Raw genomic sequence first — 23,291 nt, 5'->3', positions numbered from 1 at the left:
TGATTATTAGAAAAAACCAGATTTTGATGAGTACTTGTGTAAAACAAAAGCAAAAAGCCCGACAATTCATCGAGCTCTCTACTTTTAAAGAATTTTATTGATTACTCCCACTCAATTGTTGCTGGTGGTTTTGACGAAATATCATAAACTACTCTGTTTACGCCTTTTACTTTATTGATAATTTCGTTAGAAATCTCTGCTAAAAACTCATAAGGTAAATGGCACCAGTCAGCCGTCATACCGTCAACCGATGAAACTGCTCTTAACGCTACTACTCTTTCATAAGTACGTTCATCGCCCATTACTCCCACTGATTGAATCGGCAATAACATCGCCCCTGCTTGCCAAACGTTATCGTACAAACCTTTATTTTTCAATCCGTTGATAAAAATATAATCAACTTCTTGTAAAATCTGTACTTTCTCAGCCGTAACATCCCCCAAAATTCTAATACCTAAGCCTGGTCCTGGGAATGGATGACGACCCAAAATAAACTGTGGAATTTCTAATGTTTTACCTACCAAACGTACTTCGTCTTTGAACAAAGTTTTTAGTGGTTCAACAATTTTCAATTTCATATAATCAGGTAAACCGCCAACGTTATGGTGAGATTTAATTGTTTGTGAAGGACCTCCACTAACTGAAACTGATTCAATAATATCTGGATAGATTGTACCTTGTCCTAACCATTTTACGTCTTCAATTAAATGAGATTCTTGGTCGAAAACGTCGATAAATACTTTACCGATGGCTTTACGTTTAGCTTCTGGGTCTGTCAAGCCTGCTAATGCCGAATAGAATTGTTCTTTGGCATCAACACCTTTTACGTTCAAACCAAGATTTTTGTATGATTCCAGAACATCTTCAAATTCATTTTTTCTCAATAAACCGTTGTCAACAAAAATACAGTAAAGGTTTTTGCCAATGGCTTTGTGAATCAAAACGGCTGCTACTGAACTATCAACACCTCCTGAAAGCCCTAAAACTACTTTATCGTCGCCCAATTGTGCTTTCAACTCAGCTACAGTTGTGTCAACGAATGAATCTGCCGTCCAATCTTGTGAACATCCACAAACGCCAATCACGAAGTTTTTCAACATCGTCTTTCCTTCTAAAGAGTGCGTTACTTCTGGGTGAAACTGAATCCCATAAGTTTGTTCTCCTTTAATATGGAAAGCGGCAATTTTTACAGATTCTGTTGAACCAATGATTTCAAAATCTTCTGGAATCGACATGATGGTATCACCGTGCGACATCCAAACTTGGTTATTTTCAGAAACATCGTTCAATAATGGATTCTCCGCTACTTTCTGCAATTTTGCTCTTCCGTACTCACGATGTCCAGAATTATATACTTCTCCACCAGCTGTAAAAGCCAATAATTGTGCGCCATAACAAATGCCCAAAACTGGTAATTTTCCTCTGAAAAGACTCATATCCACTCGTGGAGAATCTTCTTCACGTACAGAACATGGGCTTCCTGATAGAATTACGCCTTTTACGTCTTCGCCAATCGATGGAATTTTATTGTATGGATGGATTTCGCAATAAATATTAAGTTCACGAACTCTACGGGCAATTAATTGAGTGACTTGTGAACCAAAGTCGAGGATAAGAATTTTTTCGGACATTTTCGATTTCGGATTGCTGAATTCGGATAGCAAAATGGAGCGACCCGAAAACTATGCTAAAAAATAAACCGCAAATTTCGGGAAAATTTGCGGTTTTGAAGTAATATATTTTACTTTTTTTGAAAAATCTCTTCAGAACTTAAAATTGAAAATAAATAAACTGCGACGGTGCATCGAACATTCCCAAGAAAAGTATCGCTAAAATGACACCGTAATAGAGTATCCAACGAAACAAAACTGGTTGCTGATTCAATACTGTTCTTAAACTTTTTCCTCTTTGGAAATAATGCACCGTTTCCATCACCAACAAAGCAAAAGCAACCATCACAAAATTGGCAATTCCTTGCCCAAGAAAGATATTTTTTTCAATAAAACTTCTATTACTTATCTGAGAAAGCTGTTCACCAATTCCTGTAAATAAATGTGTAGCGATATAATAAGCCGATTTAAAATCGACTGCACGGAAGAAAATCCATGCAAAACTTGTCAAACAAAAAACAGTTAGAATCTGAATAATTTTATAGAAAAAAGGTAACTTTTTAATCCCAATTATTTCTACTATTTTATTTCTATAATCAACCGTAAGATTGGCAAAAATCAAGTAAAAACCGTGCATAGCACCCCAAATAACGAAATTCCAACTCGCTCCATGCCAAATTCCTGACATTAAAAAAACGATAAAAACGTTGTATTCTCTTCGCCATTTTGACACTCTATTTCCGCCCATTGAAATGTACAGATAGTCACGAAACCAAGTAGAAAGTGAAATATGCCAACGACGCCAAAATTCAGAAATGGTTTTTGAAAAGTACGGGCGATCGAAATTTTTCATTAAATCAAAACCCATTACTTGTGCCGAACCCAAAGCGATGTCGGAATATCCAGAAAAATCACAAAAAATTTGAATTGAAAAAAGTGAAGTTGCTACCAAAAGTGGAATGCCTTTTTGCTCAAAAGGATGGTCGTACACTTGATTGACCATCACCGCCAAACGGTCGGCAATTACTACTTTTTTGAACATTCCCCAAGCCATTAATTTCAAACCATCTGTTACTCTTTGATAATCAAAATCAAATTTTTCATAGAATTGATGTAGCACATTTTGTGGTCTTTCAATTGGTCCAGCCACTAATTGTGGGTAAAACATCACGTACAAAGAGTAAATTCCAAAATGTCTTTCTGCTTTTTGCTTCCCACGATATACTTCAATTGTATAAGACATCGCCTGAAAAGTATGAAACGATAAACCGATTGGCAATAAGATTTTGAGATAAGGAATCGGGTTTTCAAGCGCAAAACCTTTGAGTAAGAAACCAATGTTTTCGTTCAAAAAGTTATAATATTTAAACACAGCCAAAACACCAATGTTGGCAATGAGACTCATCGTTAAAAACATTTTTCGCCTACTTCCCTCCGACTGCTCAATATAAATACCAGCGTAATAATCGATGACAATCGTAAAACCCAAAATAAGCATGTAAATCGGCACGAAAGCCATGTAGAAATAACAGCTCGCCACCAATAATAACAGCCAACGAAAACGATACGGCATTAAAAAATAAAGTATCGTTACGACGGGAAAAAAGATTAAAAATTCTAATGAATTAAATAACATAATTTTTGAAAGCCCAAATCAGTTTTTCGTGCTTTGGTATAAAGATTTTCAACGAGATATGTTGATATTTTAGTTTTTCGTAAATAAATGATAATTAGAAGGTTGAAATGCTAATCACCAATCACTATTTACTAATTACTACTTATTGTCTTTTGTAAATACTTAAATATTTACCTGTCGATATTTTCTGATAAATATGTCCGTGATATTGAATTTCTTGAGCTGTACTTCTACTTGAAACAATGGCTTCTGGCAAAAATGTTTTACTTTCTAATTTTCCTAAAATGCCTTTCACTGCAATTTGGCGTACTTCTATACCTTCAGGAATTAATACTCTGAGCATTAAATAATCTTTATCGTCTTCCAGCAATTCTAAACCAATAGATTTGAAGTGTTTTTTTAAGATAATTTCATCCATCGTTAAAAAATCTGCCGCTTGAATATCCAAACCTTCATGCGTAAGCACATCTTGATAAGTAGCATCAAGAATACTCTTTTTTTGATACAAAGCCAAAGCACCTGATTTTTCATTAATTGGTACAAATTTCTTAGCAAGCATCGTCAGTCCATGAAACGAAAGAATTGGTTTCTGAAAATTCAAAAGTAAAAAAGGTAAAGTAGCCAAGCTTAATACGATTACGACTGGTTTGATTATCGCTTTTCTTTCAGCAATTACTAAAGCACAAAAACATGAAATTAACAAGAAAAAAGGACTATGCAAGCGACTCCCGAAAAGTTGAAATCTAAGTAAAGCACAAAACATAATAAATCCTAATACACAAGCAAACCAAAATAAACTAAGTGTTTGTTCTTTTTTCCCTTTCAGAAAATAGAAAAAAGACACGGATATAATGAGTAAAAAATGCAGAAAGTTTCCAGAAAAATCTTCGGTAGTGCTGAACCTTGGAATTTTAAAAACACTGTCTTCACCAAAAGTAGTCAGAGGGTCAGAAATACTAATTCCTAAAAAATCATGAAGTGTCAGTAAAATATTCATCCAGAAATTATTCCAAATATTTCCTGGTGAGTGCATACCAATGTGAAGCGAAATCTGGCGAGTAATATTTGAAATTAAAGCTGCTGGAGAGTGATTTTCCAAAGAAATTCTGTCAGAAGCATGACCGAGTGGGTCATGGAAAATTACCCAATTTCTGGCATAATAACCCAAATTAATAGCAACACTTAGCATTACAATTAGGATAAGCCCAATCCAAATCTTAGATAATTTCCACCAGTTTTTTTCCAGCAAAACACGAAAAGCCAACCAAAGACAAAATGGAAAAAGAAAAATATAACCCGTTCCTTTGGTTAATTCAGCCAATCCCAAACTCAACCCGAAGTAAATAGCATTTTCTAGTGAAAATTCTTGAACATATTTGAAAGAAAAGTAAACCCCACAAACTACAAAAAACGAAACAACTAAATCATTTTGTGTTGAAGTTGCCTGAAGCACAATCATCGGAATTGTTGCTACAATCAATGCGCCAAACCATTGTGTTTTGATACTTCCTCCTAATTGTTTTATCAATAATGAACAAGCGGCGATAGCTCCCAAAAAGCTAAACCATTGCACCAAATTGGCTGCAAAATCAGATTTCCCCAGAACGTATAAATGAAGTATTACTAATTCAGAAAAAATATTGTAGGCTACCTGTCGGTGATTATTCGTTGCAAAATGACTAAGATGTTCATCTTGAAGCCAATACATAATTCTTGACAAATGATAAGTAAGAGAATCTGTATTATTGACGGGCGAAATCAATGCGAGGAAAAGTGTAATGCTCAAAATGATAAAAATAGGAATCAAAAAAAGACTTACACCAGTACTTTCTTTTTTAATATTTTCAATCAATTCAACTACTTTCTCTTTTCTATTTACGTGTTTTGATAAGCGAAATAGCAGGAAAGCTATGAGTAAAATCCAAAAACCTAGAATATAAACGAAATTAATTTTGAAGCATACATTTAAAATTTCAGTGCTAAAAACAATCGAAACAGCATTTACCAATAAAGCCTTTAGCAAAGATTCTCTGATTTGTTTTGAATTAAAATAACAATCAAAAAAAGCTAAAATGATGGTAAATAAAATAAGAAAATTAAGCATTGGTTTTTATATTTTTAGGATAATCCACAAAGGCTAAAATGAGGAATGTTGTGAAAAAGCTTTTCGTTTTACAATTTGCTGATGCGAAGTTAGCGATAATAACTTATTCTAAATCCTCCTTTTTTTCGTTGAATTCACTGTTTTCAAAGAGTGTTAAAAGTCTTTTTGTAAAAATCTCTCTTCCTTTTACATTTGGATGATAAGCGTTATCGTAGAAAAAAGCATCGTCCATCAAGGCATTTTCTGCTGTTCCTAAAATCGGAATTTTTAGTTCTTTTTGAATTTGCTGACTTATTTTCCGAATCGTATCCATATTTTCTTCATAACTTTTTTGTGCCAAACATGGAAAAGTAAAATATACTTTCGCTCCTTTCTTTTGTGCAAAAGCATAAAAATCGTTCAAATCTCTGATTTGTTTCGTAAAGTCCGATGAAGACAAGGTTGGATAAACAATTTCAGTTTTAGGGTTATTCAAATGGCAGAGTAAATCTCCTTTTGGTGAAAAACAGTTTCTATAAAAAATAGAAGTAGTATCGGCAATACTGATGGGTTTACTTCTGGAATGATTGATGGCTTCACCGATAATTAATCTACAATCCGTCAATCGGTGTACAGCATAAGCTCCCATTTCTTCAGTAAAAGACGGAAAATGAATCCATTTTTTTGAAGGAAGATAAAAATCAGCAGCAATCAATTGTTCGTTATATTCTCCTTCAGAAGTAACCATGTACTCTAAACTTAACAATACGACATCGCCTTTTTTTAGATACGTTTTCAGCTCCTCCATCATGTAGCGACTACCGAAATTATAATGCAAAGCCGCATTGACAACGGGTAATTTCAATTCATTTTCGAGCAAATCGCTATCTACACCAAACGCCATACTTGAGCCACTCATCAACACCAATCTCGGAGTAGGCACGGATGCTAGCATTTTAGTTTTGTCGATAATTGTTGCGATGTACGCATTTTGCGAGCGAGGGTCAAGGCTTAAATCTAATTTCCTTGCTCCATCAATGGCTAACAATGGTAAAATTCCAATCAAAAACAGTTTTATGAAGAACTTTAGGAGTTTCAAAATGTGTGATTTATTTAATGTTTATTAATCGACATAATTGCTCTAGAGCTTATTCAGCATATAGCAAATACTTTTTTCTGATAACTTTATAGGCTTCTAACTCTTTTTGCCAAGTAGCACGAATTTCAGCTTCAGTTTTTCCTGCAATGATTTGTTTACGTAAATCATCAGAACCTGCTAATCTATCAAACGAAGGAATACTGGTAAAAAACTTAGTTTTATCCGTCGCTTTTTGATAAAAGTCGAGTACATATTTTAAAGTAAAGCCCTCTTTTCGGGCATCAACTTGGGTTAAATCTAAACCGTAGCAAAGTTTATCTTTTTGTGGTGGATTTTTTGCACCCGGTTTATCTACAGGCGTAAAAGTAAAATTCCCATTTGCTGGATTTGGCGAACCAATTACTTGAAATTGCTTATCCGTTCCACGACCCACGCTTACTTCTGTTCCTTCAAAAAAACAAATAGAAGGATATAAAAGTATAGATTGTAAATTGGGCAAATTTGGCGAAGGAGCAATTGGTAAAGTATAAGGCGTTGAATGCTTGTAATTTAAACACTTGATGACTTTTAGATTTGCTTTTACGCCATCTTTCAACCAACCTTCTTGATTAATCATTCCTGCCAATTCGCCAACGGTACAACCATGAACCACTGGCACAGGATTTAAACCCACAAATGAAGCAAATTTTCTATCTAACACTGGACCATCCACAAGATGACCCATTGGATTTGGTCGGTCAAGAACTAGTATTGTTTTGCCAGTTTCTGCACAAGCTTCCATCACATAGTGCATGGTAGAAGTATAAGTATAAAATCTAGCTCCAACATCTTGAATATCAAAAATCACAATATCAATTCCTTCTAATTGTGCTACGCTTGGTTTTTTATTTGAACCGTATAAAGAAACAATTGGCAAGCCTGTTTTTTTGTCAATGCCATTGGCTACATGTTCGCCAGCATCTGCTGTTCCTCTAAAACCATGTTCTGGAGCAAAAATCGTTTTAACTTTTACTCCCAACGCAATTAAAGAATCTGCCAAATGTGTTTTCCCAATCACAGAAGTATGATTCACCACCAAAGCCACAGTTTTACCTTTCAACATTGGTAAATACAAAGCCGTTTGTTCAGCACCCGTTTTTAGCGTTTCTGTTGTATTTTTTTGGATAGAAACACAAGAAATTAGCAAAAAACCTGTTAGAATGAAGATTATTTTTGTTGTATGAAGCATAAGGTAAGCTTTGAGTTGTGAGTTTTTAGTGATGAGATTTAAGTTTTTCAAAGATAAAAAAGCAAGCGCTTTACTAAATTACACAGAATGAAAATCGACTCATCAATTATTTTACCAGTAAAAACTACTTAATTTGTAGTCAAGAAACAAAATTACAAAATACTGCATGAATTTCCCTTATTTCATTTCTCAGCGCATTCAAAATACTAAAACTACTTCTTTTTCTGGGACGGTTACTCGCATCGGTGTGGGCAGTATAGCAATTGGTTTGTCGGTGATGATTGTTGCTTTTGCAGTATTATTTGGTTTTAAAGATGCCATTCATCAGAAGTTATTTAGCCTTACACCACACATCAAAGTTTCGAAGTTTTCGGCAAACGAATCTTACGAAGAAAATCCCATTACTCAGCAAAGCGACCTTTTTAGAAATCATAAAAGCATCAAAGAAATTGCTCATATTCAAACTGCGGCTACAAAGGCGGGCATTTTGAAAACTCGTCAAGATATTTTAGGTGTGGTAATGAAAGGCATTAATCGTGACTTTGATTTTAAAAGATTTGAGCCGAACATCATCAAAGGTCAGCAAATTAGTTTCTCAAAAGATGAGTATTCAAAAGATATTTTAATCAGTAATATTATTGCCAACAAACTGAATTTAACCGTTGGAAACGATGTAATTATTTACTTCTTAAATGCCCCAGACCGCCCAAGAAAATTAATCGTAAAAGGTATTTATGAAACCCAAATGGAAGAGTTTGACAAAACCTTAATCATTGGCGACATTCGTTTGATACAAAAAATGAATAATTGGGGAGCAGACTCTGTGGGAAGTTATGAAATTTATATCAGTGATTTTGAGCAATTGGATGCTGTTACGAAAAAGATTCAACGCAAAATTCAACCTGATATGAAGTTAGAAAAAGTAACAACTACATTCATGGGTTTATTCGATTGGCTAGGAATGTTGGACAGAAATATGGTGATTTTCTTGAGCCTTATTTTGTTTGTAGCATCCTTTAATATGATTTCAATTTTATTGGTTTTGATGTTAGAACGTACTCCGATGATTGGCGTTTTAAAAGCTTTGGGAGGAAGTAATTGGCAAATCAGAAAGATATTTTTATGGAGTGGCTTTTCGATGATTTTCAGAGGATTAATCTATGGAAATTTGCTTGGAATTGGACTTTGTCTTTTACAAAAACAATTTAAGCTCATTCCTCTCGACCCTGTGAATTATTATATGAATACTGTTCCGATTATGATGAATTGGCCAGTAATACTCCTACTGAATTTGGCTACAGTTTCGTTGGTGTTGTTCGTACTGATTATCCCCACTTTCGTCATTACTCGTATAGAACCTGTCAAAGCGATTGTTTTTAGAAAATAATTTTTGATTTCGTTATCTGATAAAACAAATAGGATTTCGAACAAAACAAGTTCAAAATCCCATTTCTAAATCAATAAAATTTCCTTACAAAAGTGCTGCACCAAAAACGCCAGCGCTATCACCCAATATTGGTTTTACGATAGGAGTTGAAATCTTTTTATTATTGAAAATATATTTCTTGATTCTTTCGTAACCTTCCGTATAAAGTAAGTCTATATTTCCTACTCCTCCGCCAATCACGATTAAATCTGGGTCAAGTACATTAATCAATGTTGAAATTCCTCTTCCGTAATATTCTAATAATCTTTCAATCGTTGCCGTGGCAAATTCATCGGTATTAGCTAAATAACGTTCAAGTATTTCTTTCAACTTTAGTGATTCACCACTTATTTTTTGATAATATTTTTCAAGGGCTGGGCCAGCAATTACTTTTTCTACACAACCTGCTTTTCCACAGTAACATGGGTCGCCACCTTCCTCAATGATATTATGTCCCCATTCGCCACCAATTCCATGATGTCCAGCAATTACTTTTCCATGAACGACTAAACCACCACCAACGCCAGTTCCCATAATTACTCCAAATACTAATTCTGCTTTTGGAAAGTTTTTCCCTGCTCCCATCAATGCTTCTGCTAATGCAAAACAGTTGGCATCATTGGCTAATTTCACAGGAATGCCCAATGCTTTTTCTAAATCTTCGTGCATTGGTTGTCCGTTCATACAAACAGTATTACAGTTTTTCATGGTTAGTGTAGCAGGGTCTAAAACACCCGGCGTAGCAAAACCAATTTGAGCTGGCTGCTCGTCGATTTCCTCAATGACCAAACTAACTAACTTAACAATTTGACTTATAATATGTTGATACCCTTTATCAGCTTCTGTAGGAATACGTTTTCTACAGATTACAGCCAAGTCATTTGATTTATCTAAAACGGCACATTCTATTTTTGTACCTCCTAAATCAATACCCCAAAGATGTGTAGGATTTGTAATTGATGGTTTCAAGTTTTTGGATTTATTTAATTTATAGTTTACAAATTTTAAGCACTGCAAATTAACTATTTATTCTTACTTTTGGAAGGAAATCACTTTTTACACTTATTTACCCTGTAATTCAAACAATCTCCCCTAAATGAGTAGCTTTTTACTCATTTTATTTGTTATTTATCATCATTTTGAGGAAATGACAATAATTTGGTGTGATTAATCATGGTATAAAAATTTTAAGTTTAGTAACAATATATTCTTGTTCAACTTAAACTTTTATAGCTATGATACGCTGGTCAATCACATTCTTAATTATTGCCTTAGTTGCAGCCATTTTGGGTTTTGGAGGTATTGCCGCCAATGCTGCCTATTTCGCTAAAATACTATTTTTTGTAGCCTTAATATTTGCCGTATTTAGTTTTTTAAGAGGCAGACGAAATAACTAATTTTTCGGCAAACGGTTACTCAATTATTTTTAATCAAAACAAATTCAAGCATTTTCACAAATATCTAAATCAGAATAAAAGCTAAAATCATGAAACTTCAAATAAGTTGCCAACTTGATTACGAAGCTTACTCCTCTACTCCGTTAATTCTGATGCTCAGACCAAGAAGCGGTTCTGGGCAATGGATTATCAAGGAGGAATATATTCTTGAGCCTAGTGTTCCTATTACTGAGTACACCGATATTTATGGAAACTTATGTCAACGTTTATTAAGTCCTCAGGGTAAATTCACCGTTTTTACTTCATCAATTGTACAAACTGCTGATGAAATTGATGTAGCGCCCGGAGCGGAATTTGTGTTGATTGAAGATTTACCTGCCGAAGAATTGATTTATCTACTCCCAAGTAGGTATTGCGAATCTGACCAATTAGGAAATCTCGCTTTTCAAATTGTTGGAAATGCTTATCCCGGATATGACCAAGTGGAATTAATCCGACAATGGATTCATTACAATATTGTTTATCAATATGGTTTCAGTAATGTTTCTACTTCTGCCAAAGATACTGCTTATGCTAAAGTTGGCGTTTGTAGAGATTTCTCACATTTAGGAATTGCCCTTTGTAGAAGCTTGAGTATTCCTGCTAGAATGGTTGTGGGTTATTTGCACGAATTAAACCCGATGGATTTACATGCTTGGTTTGAAGCTTTCATTGGCGGACGTTGGTACACTTTTGATGCCACACAAGACTATCCAAAAGGCAACAGAGTGGTATTAGCTTATGGCAGAGATGCTGCTGATGTTGCTTTAGCAACACAATTTGGCAGTATTTTTTTATTAGATATGCGTGTTTCGGTGTCGATAGCAGAAGATATAACTGTGTAAACTATCTTCTGTTATCATCATCACCCATCATACTCAAATAACTATTATATCGACTTTCTGCAATTTCACCACTGCCTACGGCTTCCATTACTGCACATTTAGGTTCATTAAGATGCTTGCAATTATGGTATTTGCATTCACCTAATAACGCTCTCATTTCAGGGAAAAAATGTGATAATTCTTGCTTTTCAATATCAATCAATCCTAATTCTTTAATGCCGGGCGTATCAATGATATAAGAATTCTCTTCGATTTCAAACATCGTTGCAAAAGTTGTAGTGTGTACTCCTTTATTAGCAAAGCTTGAAATTTCCATTGTTTTTAAATCTAATTCTGGCGCAATCTGATTCACCAAAGTAGATTTCCCAACCCCCGAATGACCAGAAACTAGTGAAATTTTATCTTTCAAAATATCATTAAAGGCTTTGATGCCGATTTTCCCAACCGCAGAAGTAAATACGCATGGATAACCAATACTTTCGTAAAGTGCTGCTAAATCAGCCAAGTAATCTTTTTCTTCCTCAGAAAGTAAATCTATTTTATTAAAAACAATGGTTGTTGGTATTCGGAAAGATTCAGCTGAAACTAAAAAACGGTCTAAGAAACCCAATGAAGTTCTAGGATAATTTAAAGTAACAATAATCACCGCTTGGTCGAGATTCGCAGCTAAAATATGTCCATGAGCTGTTTTATGAACTGATTTACGGATAATATAATTTTCACGAGGCGCAATTTTAAAGATTGTCGCCATATTTTCTAATTTATCTTCAATTTCAAATTCTACTCTATCGCCAACCGCAATCGGGTTAGATGTTTTTAATCCTTGTATTTTAAATTTTCCTTTCAAACGGCATTGCCATACGTGCTTATTTTCGTCTAGCACTTCATACCATGAACCCGTTGAACGTAATACTAATCCTTTCATTATTGTATCAGAATATTGATAATTCCTTGATAAATTTTATAATTTTTGCTGTCCCTCCTAAATTCTCTTTCACATAACTTAATATCGTAGCAGACTTCTCTTTTCTTAACGTTTCATCAAAATATAGTTGCTCGAAATTACTTTTAAATTGCGCAGTATCTGCAATCACAAATGCTCCACCAATACTTATCAAATCCATAGCTTCTTGAAATTTTTGGTAATTATTATTGCCAAAAAAGATAGGCAAGCCAAAAGTAGCTGCCTCTAAAGTATTGTGTAAACCTTTACGATAAGCACCGCCAATCCAAGCAAATTCTGCATATTGATATAGCGAAGAAAGCATTCCTATATTATCAATAAAAAGTGTTTGGGCAGCTTCTAATTCTCCATTTTTTAACTGTTGAATTTCAGAAAATTTGATAGATTTTCCTTTTAACACTTTTTGCCAAGCCGTTATTTCTTCATCATGAATTTCATGTGGTGCAATAATTACTTTTAAATCATGCTTAAAATCATTCAACATTGGCGCAATTACTTCAAAATCTTGTTGCCAACATGAACCTACAATTAACACAGGTTTTTTATCCTTAAATTGGGCTACTACTTCAATTTCTTTTTTGGCATCGGCTATTTGTTTTACTCTATCGAAACGTGTATCTCCTCCAACACTAATTTGCTGAATACCAATACTTTTCAGCAAATTATACGATTTTTTATTCTGTACAAATATATGCGTAAAGTAAGCTAGAATACTTCTATAAAAGCCCCCATATTTTTTAAAAAAAACTTGATTTTCTCTAAAAATAGTCGAGAAAGAAATTACTGGAATTCCTTTTTCTGAAAGTATTCTCAAATAATTATACCAAAATTCGTACTTCACAAAAAAGGCTACAGCTGGTTTGAACAATTCGATAAACTCAAGGGCATTCGCAGAAGTATCCGCAGGTAAATAACAGATATAATCTGCTCCAGCATAATTTTTACGAATCTCGTAACCAGAAGGCGAAAAAAAAGTAAGTAAAATAAGATGCGTTGGGAATTCCTCTTTGTATTTTTCAATTACTGGTCGGGCTTGTTCAAATTCCCCTAATGAAGCACAATGAAACCAAGCCAATGGCACTTCAGAAGTATTTTTTTTTATCCAGAAATCACTAGCATAAACCTGATTGCTAAAGTTTTTTCTACCTTGAATCCAAAGCTTAGCTTTACTGTTGAAAGGACTTGCAAACCAGACTAATAACTGGTAAATGTAAATTGAAATATGATAAAGTAGCTTTGACAAATGAAATTTGAATTAATTTTGAATCAAAATTACAGCTAATTAGTTTCATATTAAAACAAACACAAAGCATTTACATAATCTGAAGTAGCGAAGAAGCGCTAAATAATTACAATGAACTGGAATCAATTAACAGATTTATCTCAATTAGAGGCTATCAAAGAGGAATCTAAACAACAACCCATTTTGATTTTGAAACACAGCACAACGTGTTCAATTTCATCTACTGCCTTAAATCGTTTGGAAAGAAATTGGAAACAAGAAAGTGTAGGCGAACTAAAACCTTATTACTTAGATTTATTGAAATTTCGTCCAATTTCAACCGAAATTGCTAATACTTTCGATGTTGAACATCAATCTCCACAAGTATTAGTAATTCAAAATGGTGAATGTATTTATGATGCTTCACATTTTGATATTTCATTTGCTGAATTAGCAGAAAAAGTAGCGTAGTATAATAGTTGTGAGTTAGTGGGTTGTGAATTAGTGAATGTTTTTTTTTATGAAAAATCACTAATTCACAATTCACTAACTCACTCAATAATACTAATTCCACTCAAAACTCACCACTTGTTCCAAATCTGGATGCAAACTTAGTGAAACAGGACATTTGTGTGCGATGTTCTCTAGTTTCTTAATTTGTTCTTCTGTCAAGACAATATTTGTCTTCATTTTTAAGTTTATTTCTAAACGAGCTACTTTTCTTGGGGGTGTCTGAGACATAATTTTTGCTACCTCAACACCAGAACCTGCTAATTCAATTCCGTCACGTTGTGCAAAAATTGCCATAGTAGTTAGCATACAAGTTCCCGTAGCAGTCGCCAATAAATCGGTTGGAGAAAAAACCTCACCTTTACCCATATTATCGGTAGGTGCATCAGTAAGTAATTGTGTACCGGATTGCAAATGTGTTGATTCGGTACGGAGGTCGCCTAAATAGGTAGTTTTTACTGTTGGCATTATGTTGTTGTTATGTGTTAAATATTTGATGATTTTTGTCCTAAATTTAAACAAATAGCGTCATATTCCGTATTTTTATCATAATTATATAATTTGTTGACATTGATTTTCATTTTTAGAAACAAAAACTGTGGATTGTCTGATAAATATCAATATTCATTGTATGTTTAGTTCATTCATATAAAATTTTTGATTAAACCATTGTGAAAAAACTACTAAATACACTTTTATTCTTCATTTTAGCTTCATTGTCGTTTCATACAATTGAAGCACAGCGCCGAAATACTTCGACTAAAACTACTCAGACAAGAGAAGTGGTCGATGAAGAAAATTACCATTCTATTTTATCGTTTGGCTTAACAACCAATACGAATTCTGGTTTGTTAGGCGGTTTAATGGCACGTAAAGAAATTGTGATTGATAATAATGCTTTGCATCGCCAATTTCATTATTTCAACCTTGAAATTGTGAATGTAAACCATCCAAAAGAAAATACAATTAGTTTCTTAGGCAACGGAAGTAGTTATGTTGATGGAAAACAGAATTACCTTTTTGCGATTCGCCCTCAATATGGTCGTGAAATTAATTTGTTTCATAAATCATCAGATGGTGGCGTAAATATTAATGGAATTATTGCTGGCGGACCAACGATTGGAGTTGTAAAGCCATATTACGTACAAGTATTTTATGGAAGAGGAAATATTCGTGACGAAGCATACGACCCTGCCAAACATAATTACAATAATATTTATGGAAGCGGTGGTTTCTTTGAAGGTTTAGGCAATGCAAATTTAGTGCCTGGAGTGAATTTAAAAGCTGCTTTAAACTTTGAATTAGACGCTTTTCGCCAATCAAATATTAGTTTAGAGATTGGTTTTTTAGCAGAAGCATATACTAAAAAAGTAAATATCATGGCGACGGCGGAGAATAGAAGTGTATTTACTTCAGGTTATTTAACCATCTTTTTTGGTGGAAAAAGGTAATTATCAAATAAGCTGAAAACCTAAAAATGAATTGGTTGAAAGATATTTAAACCAAATATTACTCTTGAATTAACTGAATATTCAAAAATAGCGTCAGGAAAATGTAAACCAATTTCATTTTCCTGACGTTTTTATTTTATTAGCATTTAACTTTGTAGCATAATAGTATTGTTCAAGGAATAGACAGACGATGATAGAACTTCCAGTAATAGCTCCAAAAGCAGAGACAGCCTCAACGCATTCTAAAAAACCAAGTTGGTTAAGAGTAAAATTACCGATTGGTCAAGAATATGCAAGAGTACGTAATATTGTAGATGAATATAAACTACATACCATTTGTCAATCAGGAAATTGCCCAAACATGGGCGAATGTTGGGGTGCAGGTACAGCAACCTTTATGATTTTAGGAAATGTATGTACTCGTTCTTGTACTTTTTGTGCAGTAGCCACAGGACGTCCTAACGAATATGATGCCGATGAACCACGTCGTGTAGCTGAAGCCATTAAATTAATGGGCGTAAAACACGCTGTAATTACTTCAGTAAACCGTGATGAATTAAAAGACCGTGGTGCTGAAGTTTGGTATCAAACAGTAGTACAAGTAAAAGAAGCATCACCAAAAACGACAATTGAAACATTGATTCCTGATACAAAAGGAAATTGGGATGCACTTTATAGAATGATTGAAGGTGGACAAGAAGTAGTTTCTCACAATATGGAAACAGTAGAGCGTTTGTACAGAAATGTTCGTCCACAAGCAAAATATGCTCGTTCCTTAGAACAAACCAAACGTACCAAAGAATTTGGGAAAAGAACTAAATCTGGCATTATGTTGGGTTTGGGCGAAACGCAAGAAGAAGTATTCAAAGCAATGGACGATTTAGTTGAAAATGGTTTAGATGTATTAACATTAGGACAATACTTACAACCTACTAAAATGCACCATGAAGTAATAGAATGGGTACATCCAGACACTTTTGCGATGTATAAAGAAGAAGGATTAAAGCGTGGTTTAAAATATGTAGAATCAGGAGCTTTGGTTCGTTCAAGTTATCATGCTGAAAAGCATATTTAGTAACAGCTCAATGATTTAACGCCAAAAGCCTCAGTTTTACTGGGGCTTTTGGCATTTATAAACATTACTATTTCTCATAAAAGAAATCTTTGCTAACTAGCTTTAAAATTCATTTATCCCAAAAAACAATAAAGGGCAAGCTTTCGCTCGCCCTGTTATTTGGCATATATTAGTTTGATTATGATGATTAAATGGTTGGGTCGGTTGGCGTATTTGGGTTCGTCAACCTTTCTTGATCTGGATATGGATAGAAATTACGGGTACGTTCTACCAAGCTTGTTGGTGGCGCTGGTCTTCCAAAACGACGACTGTCTTCTAAGCGCATACCTGTCATAAACAACTCCACACAGCGTTGTTTGTAAACTTCTACAAGTAAAGCATCTTTTGTTGGGCTTCCAGAATAAGCTCCTAAACCAGCATTTACGCCAAAAACATCACCAGAAGCTTGTGTTCTAACGGCATTAATATCAGCCAATGCTGAAACAAGGTCTGGAGTAGCTTTTCTTAGATTAGCCTCTGCTCTGATTAAACGCATTTCATCTGGTAAATACACAGGAATCGCACGGTCAACAGCATCAAAGAAACCAACTAATTTCTTCAACTTCTCTCCTCCTACTACCACATCAGGAGTACTTAAATAGAAAGCCAAACGCTTGTCGTCACTTTCCACCAAAGTAGATGGTAAACCAAAATTGTCACGAGGCGCATAATCCTTGCTGATTTGCGTGGCTGTGTAAATTGGATTCTGGCTTTGTGAAGAGTAAACGAATGATGACTTCTTTGACAAGTCCACTGCATTGGCGGCTGCAATGGCTGCGTCAAAGTTGCCAAGCATCATGTTGTACCTTGCACGATAAGCTTGAATGCTATTAATCAGGTCGAAATCTGCACCTGTTACTTTTGTCCTGAACTCTGCTGAAGGAGCTGTTGCTGAAATCATCGCTACAGCTTCGTCTAATAATTTTACAGCTAATTTTAAGGCTTCTGTACGGTCTGAGTAAACGGCTTGTCCTAATTTATCCGTTTGTAAAGGCATTTTCTCGAATGAAGTAGCCAAGCCTCCTAAAGCCATCGCTTTAAATAAATTCGCATGAGCTACCACTCCACTCTTCATCGCTGCATCACTTGCTAATGCCGTTGGCGCACTGGCAATGATGTCGTCTGCCATACCAATTACACGATACATTCTCGACCATACTCCCAATACATTTCCATTGAAAGTTGGCAAAGCTGTTCCACCCGCTTCTATTTCAATAATGTTAGTAAATGTCGTAATTCCTTTTATTTCACGAGTCGTTGTACCTGGTGTTAAAATCAAGGAACTTATTCCTAAAGTTGAATAATTCTGACGTAAACCTACACTTAAAGTAATGAGTCCGTCACGAGTTGTTAAAATCTGAGCGTCTGTTGGACCATTCGGATTTTTAATATCCAAACTACAATTAGTCAGCATCAAACTTGAAGCTACTAAAAGGCTGGTTGTTAATATTTTTATCTTGAATTTCATTGTCTATTCTTTATTAAAAAATGAATAATCTATTTATGAATATTAAACATCTTTAAATCACTGGATTGTTAGAAATTAGCCGTTAAGCCAATTGAGTATTGACGTGGGATTGGCACCTCCACAAAGTCAAAACCACGAACAGCATTCGATTGTCCAGCAGAATTTACTTCTGGATCATAACCACTGTAATTATCGAACGACAATAAATTACGTCCTGCCAATAAAATACGAATGTTTTTCAAACCCAATGCTTTTGGAGTAGCCATGTAAGAAATAGATAATTCTCGTACTTTTACAAATGAACCTTTCTCGATATAATTTTCGAAAATACTAAACAAAGCCGCACTTGTTCCTTTTGGTACTTCTCCTTTTAATTCTGCTTCGTAACCAGCCAAACCTCCGTACAAATCACGTTCACCAACTCTACGAGTAAAGTTGAACACATCAAAACCTTGCATTGCATCTAATTGTAAACGGAAAGTAAATTTCTTATACTCTACTTCATTGATGAATGAATACACCGCTGTTGGGTTCGGATTACCAATTACTTTACTCAAAATCGCTCCACTCGGTTGTCCTGTTGCATCTCTACCAACTGTATATTGCCCATTTGCTAACTGAGTACCTCTTTCACGTTGGGGAAAACCAGTTGGAGTCAACAATAAAGAGCCGTCTGGATTACGAGCAAAGAATGTTGAATAGAAAGCTCCAAGAGAATAACCATTTACTGCGGCAACTTGACTGAAACCTCCCGCAAATGGTAATACTCCGTTCCCCTCTACCCCATCGATAACATTTTTATTTTGGGTATAAGTGATAGTCGAAGTCCATTTTACATCTTTGTTTTGTACTGGAATCGCTCTAACCATTACTTCAAAACCTTTGTTAGTCATCGTTCCAATGTTTACAAAACGGTTGTTGTAACCTGTAGTTGGCGCCAATGTACGATTCAAAATCAAGTCTTTTACTTCTTTATTATAATAAGTAAATTCAACACCGATACGATCTTTCAATAAACTGAAATCTGTACCGATTTCTAATTCTGTTTGTCTTTCAGGTTTTACCGTGAAGTTTCCTAAAGTCAATGGAGCTAAATATCCATTCAAACCCGCCGTTGTTACTGGCGAATAATTCGTAAAGCGGTCGTAAGCACCGATAGCCGTTAAGTTACCAGCTTGTCCCCAAGCGGCTCTTACTTTAAAGTTCGGTAAAACATCAGCGAAAGTATTTTTCCAGAATTCTTCGTTAGAAAGTACATAAGATGCACTTGCTTTAGGATAAAACTGCCAACGATTATCTAAACCATAAACCGAAGCAGCATCCCAACGACCAGCACCCGTCAAGTACAATTTATTAGCAATTCCAAAAGTTTGTTGCACAAAAATACCTGCAAAAGCTCTTTCCGAACGACTTTCTCCCGATACTATCAAAGCACCATTATTAACAGTTTCTCCAAAAACACCTAATTGTTGTGCATTGATAGAAGTAGTTTGTGAACGGTCGTATTGAATCGTTCCACCAACTCCTGTTGTTGATTCAATTAAATCTCCGATTTTTGTTTGATAACGAATGTTCAAATCGTTGTTTACTTGTAAAACATTCGCATCTGCACGACGAGACAAACCTGCATCATAACTTGGCGTTGTATTCACTGGAGGAATATATGCAGTTCCTAATTGAGAATAAGTGTCCAAACCAAAAGTATAATCAATGCCTAAACCATCAATCGGTGTAAGATTTAATTGAACATCACCTGTAAAACGAGAAGTACTTTGTTTGAATTTGAAGCGGTCGATTGCCTCTAAAGGATTTGTTCTACGCAATACTGCCGTTGGAGCTGTTGAAGGATAAGCACCAGTAGTTTCGTTTTTAGCAGGATTCACGAAATTATTCGAGAAAATAAATCCTGTTAAAGCTCCATAAGCTTCATTGATACCACCATTTGGAATTTCATTTGAGCTACTATAAGTATAATTTCCACCTACAGTAATACTTGCCCATTTATTCAAATGTTGACCGATTCTCATTCTTACGTTTGAACGACCAAAATCTGAACTTTTAATAATTCCTTGATTTTGGAACATCGAACCTGAAAAGAAGTAATTAGAATTTTGATTTCCACCCGAAACCGATAAATATTGTTCATTACCAACTGCCTGACGGAAAATATCTTTTTGATAATCGTAACGAGTTACGTCCATCTGCGTTTTGTCAGTAATTGTAGTATTGACAAATGCTTTTCCATAAGTATTATAAGGTAAAGTTTTGCGCACTTCGCTCACTCTGAAAGTTGATGAAAAACTAACATTTGCCTTTCCATCTTTTCCTTTTTTCGTAAAAATCTGCACAACACCATTACTTGCTCTTGAGCCATAAATAGCAGCAGCCGCTGCTCCTTTAATTACTTCAATTCTCTCAATATCATTTGGGTTTAAATCTACCAAACGGTTTTGTGCATAACCACCCAAGTCTAATAATTCACGAGAATCATTATTGACAATTACGCCATCTACAATATAAAGTGGGTCTGAAGAACCAACAATCGTACTTGGACCACGTAAACGAACGCTGATACCACCCGCAGGGTTTCCAGAATTTTGTGTAATTTGTGCCCCAGCAATTTTACCAGATAAAGCTTGGTCGATTGAAGTAGCTGCTGAATACTGTAAATCTGATGCTTTTAATGAAGTAACTGCATTTCCTAATTGCTTTTTGCTTGTTGCCACAGAAGTACCTGTTACGATTACTTCGTCTAAACCAAGCGCATCAGTTGGTAATTGTACTGACAAAACAATTGGACTCTCTTTGCCAATCATTACTTTTTTAATCACTGAACGAAAACCTACAGAACGAAATTCAAAATCATAACTGCCAGCTTTTACATTGACATTTAAAGTAAATTCACCATTGACATTCGTAGCTGTACCAAGTTGAGTACCTTTTAAGATGACAGAAGCACCGATGAGTGGCTCATTACTCTCATCCAAAACTTTACCCTTTACGACAGTGGATTGTGCCAAAGCGTTCAGAGAGAACAACATGACAAACAGTCCAAGCAAAGTAGATAGGAAATGTTTTTTCATTTGGATTTTTGGGGGTTGAGTGAAGGTTTAAATGCCTTTTTATGCATCTTTCATTCGCCACAAAAACAAAAAACAGGCGAATTCATGCAGAAATCAGAATCATATTTAAACAAAAATAATGAATTTATTCAAAAATGTTTATTTTTATTGTAAAATTTCACCCTAAATCTGCTTTTTTAACAAACATTCAATCAAAAACCCGCAAAAAAACGCATGAGTATTATTGAAAGTAAAATCTTGCTCAAGAAAGAAAGACAATTGGAGATTATTCATCAGATTAATCTTCATAATAAAATACTTTCTTCGGATCTCAGTCTGATTCTGAATGTTTCAGAAGATACCATCCGTCGTGATTTGAACGAATTGGCACTGGAAAATAAAATCGTAAAAGTACATGGGGGCGCACTCTCGAAATCATACAATGTTTCCGCTACACAAGCTGATACTTATGCTTATGATGAAAAAAAGGTAATTGCCACAAAAATGATTAAACTAATTAAAGATGGCATGACGATTCTGACCAGTGGCGGAACTACGATGCGTGCCATTGCGAATCAGCTTCCTAATAATTTGCATGTTACTTTTTTTACAGTAAGTCCTTTAATTTCTTTGGAATTAGCCGAACACCCAAATGTTGAAGTAATATTTTTAGGCGGAAAAATTTCTAATATTTCTAAAATTAGCGTGGGAGGAGAAGTAGTGAGTAAAATCAACGACATCAAAGCCGATTTATGTGTATTGGGAATTAATGGTTTCGACCAAGAAGGTATCAGCGATTCTGATTATGAAGTGGTACAAGTAAAAAAAGCGATGATTAAATCGTCCAGACAAGTGGTAGCCACCACGATTTCTGAAAAATTAAACTCAGATTTACGTTTAAGAGTATGTACATTAAATGAAATTGATTACTTAATTACAGAGCTTTCGCCAGAAAATGACTTATTAAAACCCTACAAAGGTTTGGTGAAATACATTTTATAAAACCAAAAAGGTAAGCCTTGATGGAAAATAATTGATTAATTTTGTAGCCCATTCAAAGCTATGGATGAAAAGGAAGTCCAAAACGTTAATCAAACTCAAAAATGTCTGTCATTATTTCCAATATTTCTGAAAGTCTCCCAGCATTTCTGGCTGAAAACCAATACACCAAAATTCATGTAATTGTTGATGAAAAAACGCATCGTCATTGCTATCCAATCGTTAAACCTTTATTGCCAAAGCACCAAGTAACAAAAATTAAATCTGGCGAAGCCAATAAAAATTTAAGTACTTGTGAAGCAATTTGGACAGGCTTAACGAATCAATCTTTAGATAGACATAGTTTGGTGATTAATATTGGTGGTGGAGTAATTGGCGATATGGGCGGATTTTGTGCAGCCACTTACAAGCGTGGAATTGATTTTATTCAGATTCCAACCACTTTACTTTCACAAGTAGATGCCAGTGTTGGCGGTAAATTAGGGATTGATTTTAATGGTTTGAAAAACCATATTGGTGTTTTTAAAATTCCGAATACGGTACTTATCGACCCAGCTTTTTTACAAACTTTACCTGCAAGTGAATTACGTTCTGGCTTCGGAGAAATTATCAAGCATTGTTTAATCAGAGATGCCGTGAAATGGGAAGAGATTCGTAAAATTGATTTTGAAGAGCAAAACTTTGCGGATTTAATTGCTCATTCTGTGGCAATTAAGCAAGAAGTTGTAGCAGCAGACCCAACAGAAAAAGGTTTAAGAAAAATATTAAACTTCGGGCATACATTAGGTCATGCCATTGAAACGTTTTATTTAGGCAAACCAAAATTACACTTACTTCATGGCGAAGCCATAGCGGCTGGAATGATTTGCGAAGCTTACATTTCTTTTAAAAGAGGAATGATTGACCAAAAATCATTGGAAGTAATTGAAGAATTTATCTTTGCAGTCTATGGAAAAGCGACGATTAAAGAAACTGAAATTGAAGAAATTATCGCATTGACGGCACAAGATAAAAAGAACAAAGGCAAAGAAATCAGATTTTCTTTATTAGAAGGAATCGGGAAATGTACTTATGACATTTCGGTTTCTACCAGCGAAATGAAAGAATCCTTACTTTATTATATTGGTTAAAAAAGAAT

Annotated in this window: 19 protein-coding genes; 8 read left to right on the top strand and 11 right to left on the bottom strand. The window is 34.8% G+C overall.

The window, feature by feature from the left end:
• Positions 1–101: 101 nt before the first annotated feature.
• From guaA to VB798_RS02785, 5 genes are all read right to left on the bottom strand, one after another.
• The gene (gene guaA / locus VB798_RS02805) at positions 102–1,631 is read right to left on the bottom strand and encodes a glutamine-hydrolyzing GMP synthase (protein WP_323255734.1); all 1,530 of its coding nucleotides are present in this window, start codon (positions 1,629–1,631) and stop codon (positions 102–104) included.
• A gap of 139 nt (positions 1,632–1,770) precedes the next feature.
• The gene (locus VB798_RS02800; RefSeq protein ID WP_323255732.1) at positions 1,771–3,246 is read right to left on the bottom strand and encodes an MBOAT family O-acyltransferase; all 1,476 of its coding nucleotides are present in this window, start codon (positions 3,244–3,246) and stop codon (positions 1,771–1,773) included.
• Positions 3,247–3,388: 142 nt separating this feature from the next.
• A complete protein-coding gene (locus VB798_RS02795; RefSeq protein WP_323255730.1) occupies positions 3,389–5,350 on the bottom strand; it encodes an ArnT family glycosyltransferase in 1,962 nt (653 codons plus the stop codon).
• 103 nt (positions 5,351–5,453) lie between these two features.
• A complete protein-coding gene (locus VB798_RS02790; protein ID WP_323255728.1) occupies positions 5,454–6,395 on the bottom strand; it encodes a hypothetical protein in 942 nt (313 codons plus the stop codon).
• 82 nt (positions 6,396–6,477) lie between these two features.
• Positions 6,478–7,656: an exo-beta-N-acetylmuramidase NamZ family protein gene (locus tag VB798_RS02785; RefSeq protein ID WP_323255726.1), complete on the bottom strand. Its 1,179-nt coding sequence runs from the start codon at positions 7,654–7,656 to the stop codon at positions 6,478–6,480.
• A 166-nt stretch (positions 7,657–7,822) separates the two neighbouring features.
• Here VB798_RS02785 and VB798_RS02780 point away from each other — a divergent pair, with 166 nt between their 5' ends.
• Entirely contained in the window at positions 7,823–9,043 is a 1,221-nt protein-coding gene (locus VB798_RS02780; RefSeq protein ID WP_323255724.1) for an ABC transporter permease, read from the top strand.
• An 84-nt stretch (positions 9,044–9,127) separates the two neighbouring features.
• Here VB798_RS02780 and VB798_RS02775 read toward each other — a convergent pair whose 3' ends face one another.
• Positions 9,128–10,051: an ROK family protein gene (locus VB798_RS02775; RefSeq protein ID WP_323255721.1), complete on the bottom strand. Its 924-nt coding sequence runs from the start codon at positions 10,049–10,051 to the stop codon at positions 9,128–9,130.
• 266 nt (positions 10,052–10,317) lie between these two features.
• On the opposite strand from VB798_RS02775, the gene VB798_RS02770 reads away from it, so the two are divergent.
• Positions 10,318–10,479, top strand: coding sequence for a DUF1328 domain-containing protein (locus VB798_RS02770; protein ID WP_323255719.1), 162 nt, complete (start codon positions 10,318–10,320; stop codon positions 10,477–10,479).
• A gap of 89 nt (positions 10,480–10,568) precedes the next feature.
• Entirely contained in the window at positions 10,569–11,363 is a 795-nt protein-coding gene (locus VB798_RS02765) for a transglutaminase family protein (RefSeq protein WP_323255717.1), read from the top strand.
• Between the two features lies 1 nt (position 11,364).
• Here VB798_RS02765 and rsgA read toward each other — a convergent pair whose 3' ends face one another.
• Both rsgA and VB798_RS02755 read right to left on the bottom strand, forming a co-directional pair.
• Positions 11,365–12,288, bottom strand: coding sequence for a ribosome small subunit-dependent GTPase A (rsgA, locus tag VB798_RS02760; protein WP_323255714.1), 924 nt, complete (start codon positions 12,286–12,288; stop codon positions 11,365–11,367).
• Positions 12,289–12,295: 7 nt separating this feature from the next.
• Positions 12,296–13,570, bottom strand: coding sequence for a 3-deoxy-D-manno-octulosonic acid transferase (locus tag VB798_RS02755; RefSeq protein ID WP_323255712.1), 1,275 nt, complete (start codon positions 13,568–13,570; stop codon positions 12,296–12,298).
• Positions 13,571–13,681: 111 nt separating this feature from the next.
• Here VB798_RS02755 and ytxJ point away from each other — a divergent pair, with 111 nt between their 5' ends.
• Positions 13,682–14,020: a bacillithiol system redox-active protein YtxJ gene (gene ytxJ / locus VB798_RS02750; RefSeq protein ID WP_323255710.1), complete on the top strand. Its 339-nt coding sequence runs from the start codon at positions 13,682–13,684 to the stop codon at positions 14,018–14,020.
• 93 nt (positions 14,021–14,113) lie between these two features.
• Here the strand turns inward: ytxJ and VB798_RS02745 are convergent, their stop codons facing one another.
• Entirely contained in the window at positions 14,114–14,527 is a 414-nt protein-coding gene (locus VB798_RS02745) for an OsmC family protein (protein WP_323255708.1), read from the bottom strand.
• Positions 14,528–14,730: 203 nt separating this feature from the next.
• On the opposite strand from VB798_RS02745, the gene VB798_RS02740 reads away from it, so the two are divergent.
• Together VB798_RS02740 and lipA are read left to right on the top strand one after the other, a co-directional pair.
• Complete coding sequence (locus VB798_RS02740) at positions 14,731–15,510, top strand: hypothetical protein (protein ID WP_323255705.1); 780 nt, start codon at positions 14,731–14,733, stop codon at positions 15,508–15,510.
• A gap of 190 nt (positions 15,511–15,700) precedes the next feature.
• On the top strand, positions 15,701–16,585 hold the full coding sequence (gene lipA / locus VB798_RS02735) for a lipoyl synthase (RefSeq protein ID WP_323255703.1): 885 nt from the start codon (positions 15,701–15,703) through the stop codon (positions 16,583–16,585).
• A 187-nt stretch (positions 16,586–16,772) separates the two neighbouring features.
• On the opposite strand, the gene VB798_RS02730 is transcribed toward lipA, so the two are convergent.
• Positions 16,773–18,092 carry a RagB/SusD family nutrient uptake outer membrane protein gene (locus tag VB798_RS02730; protein WP_323255701.1) on the bottom strand — a complete coding sequence of 440 codons (1,320 nt, stop codon included), beginning with the start codon at positions 18,090–18,092 and terminating at the stop codon, positions 16,773–16,775.
• A gap of 68 nt (positions 18,093–18,160) precedes the next feature.
• Positions 18,161–21,175, bottom strand: a complete 3,015-nt coding sequence (locus tag VB798_RS02725) for a SusC/RagA family TonB-linked outer membrane protein (protein ID WP_323255699.1) — start codon at positions 21,173–21,175, stop codon at positions 18,161–18,163.
• Between the two features lie 213 nt (positions 21,176–21,388).
• Between VB798_RS02725 and VB798_RS02720 the strand changes: the two genes are divergently transcribed.
• On the top strand, positions 21,389–22,156 hold the full coding sequence (locus tag VB798_RS02720) for a DeoR/GlpR family DNA-binding transcription regulator (RefSeq protein ID WP_323255697.1): 768 nt from the start codon (positions 21,389–21,391) through the stop codon (positions 22,154–22,156).
• Between the two features lie 101 nt (positions 22,157–22,257).
• The gene (aroB, locus tag VB798_RS02715) at positions 22,258–23,283 is read left to right on the top strand and encodes a 3-dehydroquinate synthase (RefSeq protein WP_323255695.1); all 1,026 of its coding nucleotides are present in this window, start codon (positions 22,258–22,260) and stop codon (positions 23,281–23,283) included.
• Positions 23,284–23,291: the final 8 nt, after the last annotated feature.

Origin of the sequence: Arcicella lustrica (assembly GCF_034930985.1) — a bacterium.
In the GTDB taxonomy this organism is placed as follows: domain Bacteria; phylum Bacteroidota; class Bacteroidia; order Cytophagales; family Spirosomataceae; genus Arcicella; species Arcicella lustrica.
The sequence above is the reverse complement of the archived record's forward strand: the minus strand, read 5'-3'. Positions and strand labels throughout refer to the sequence as shown.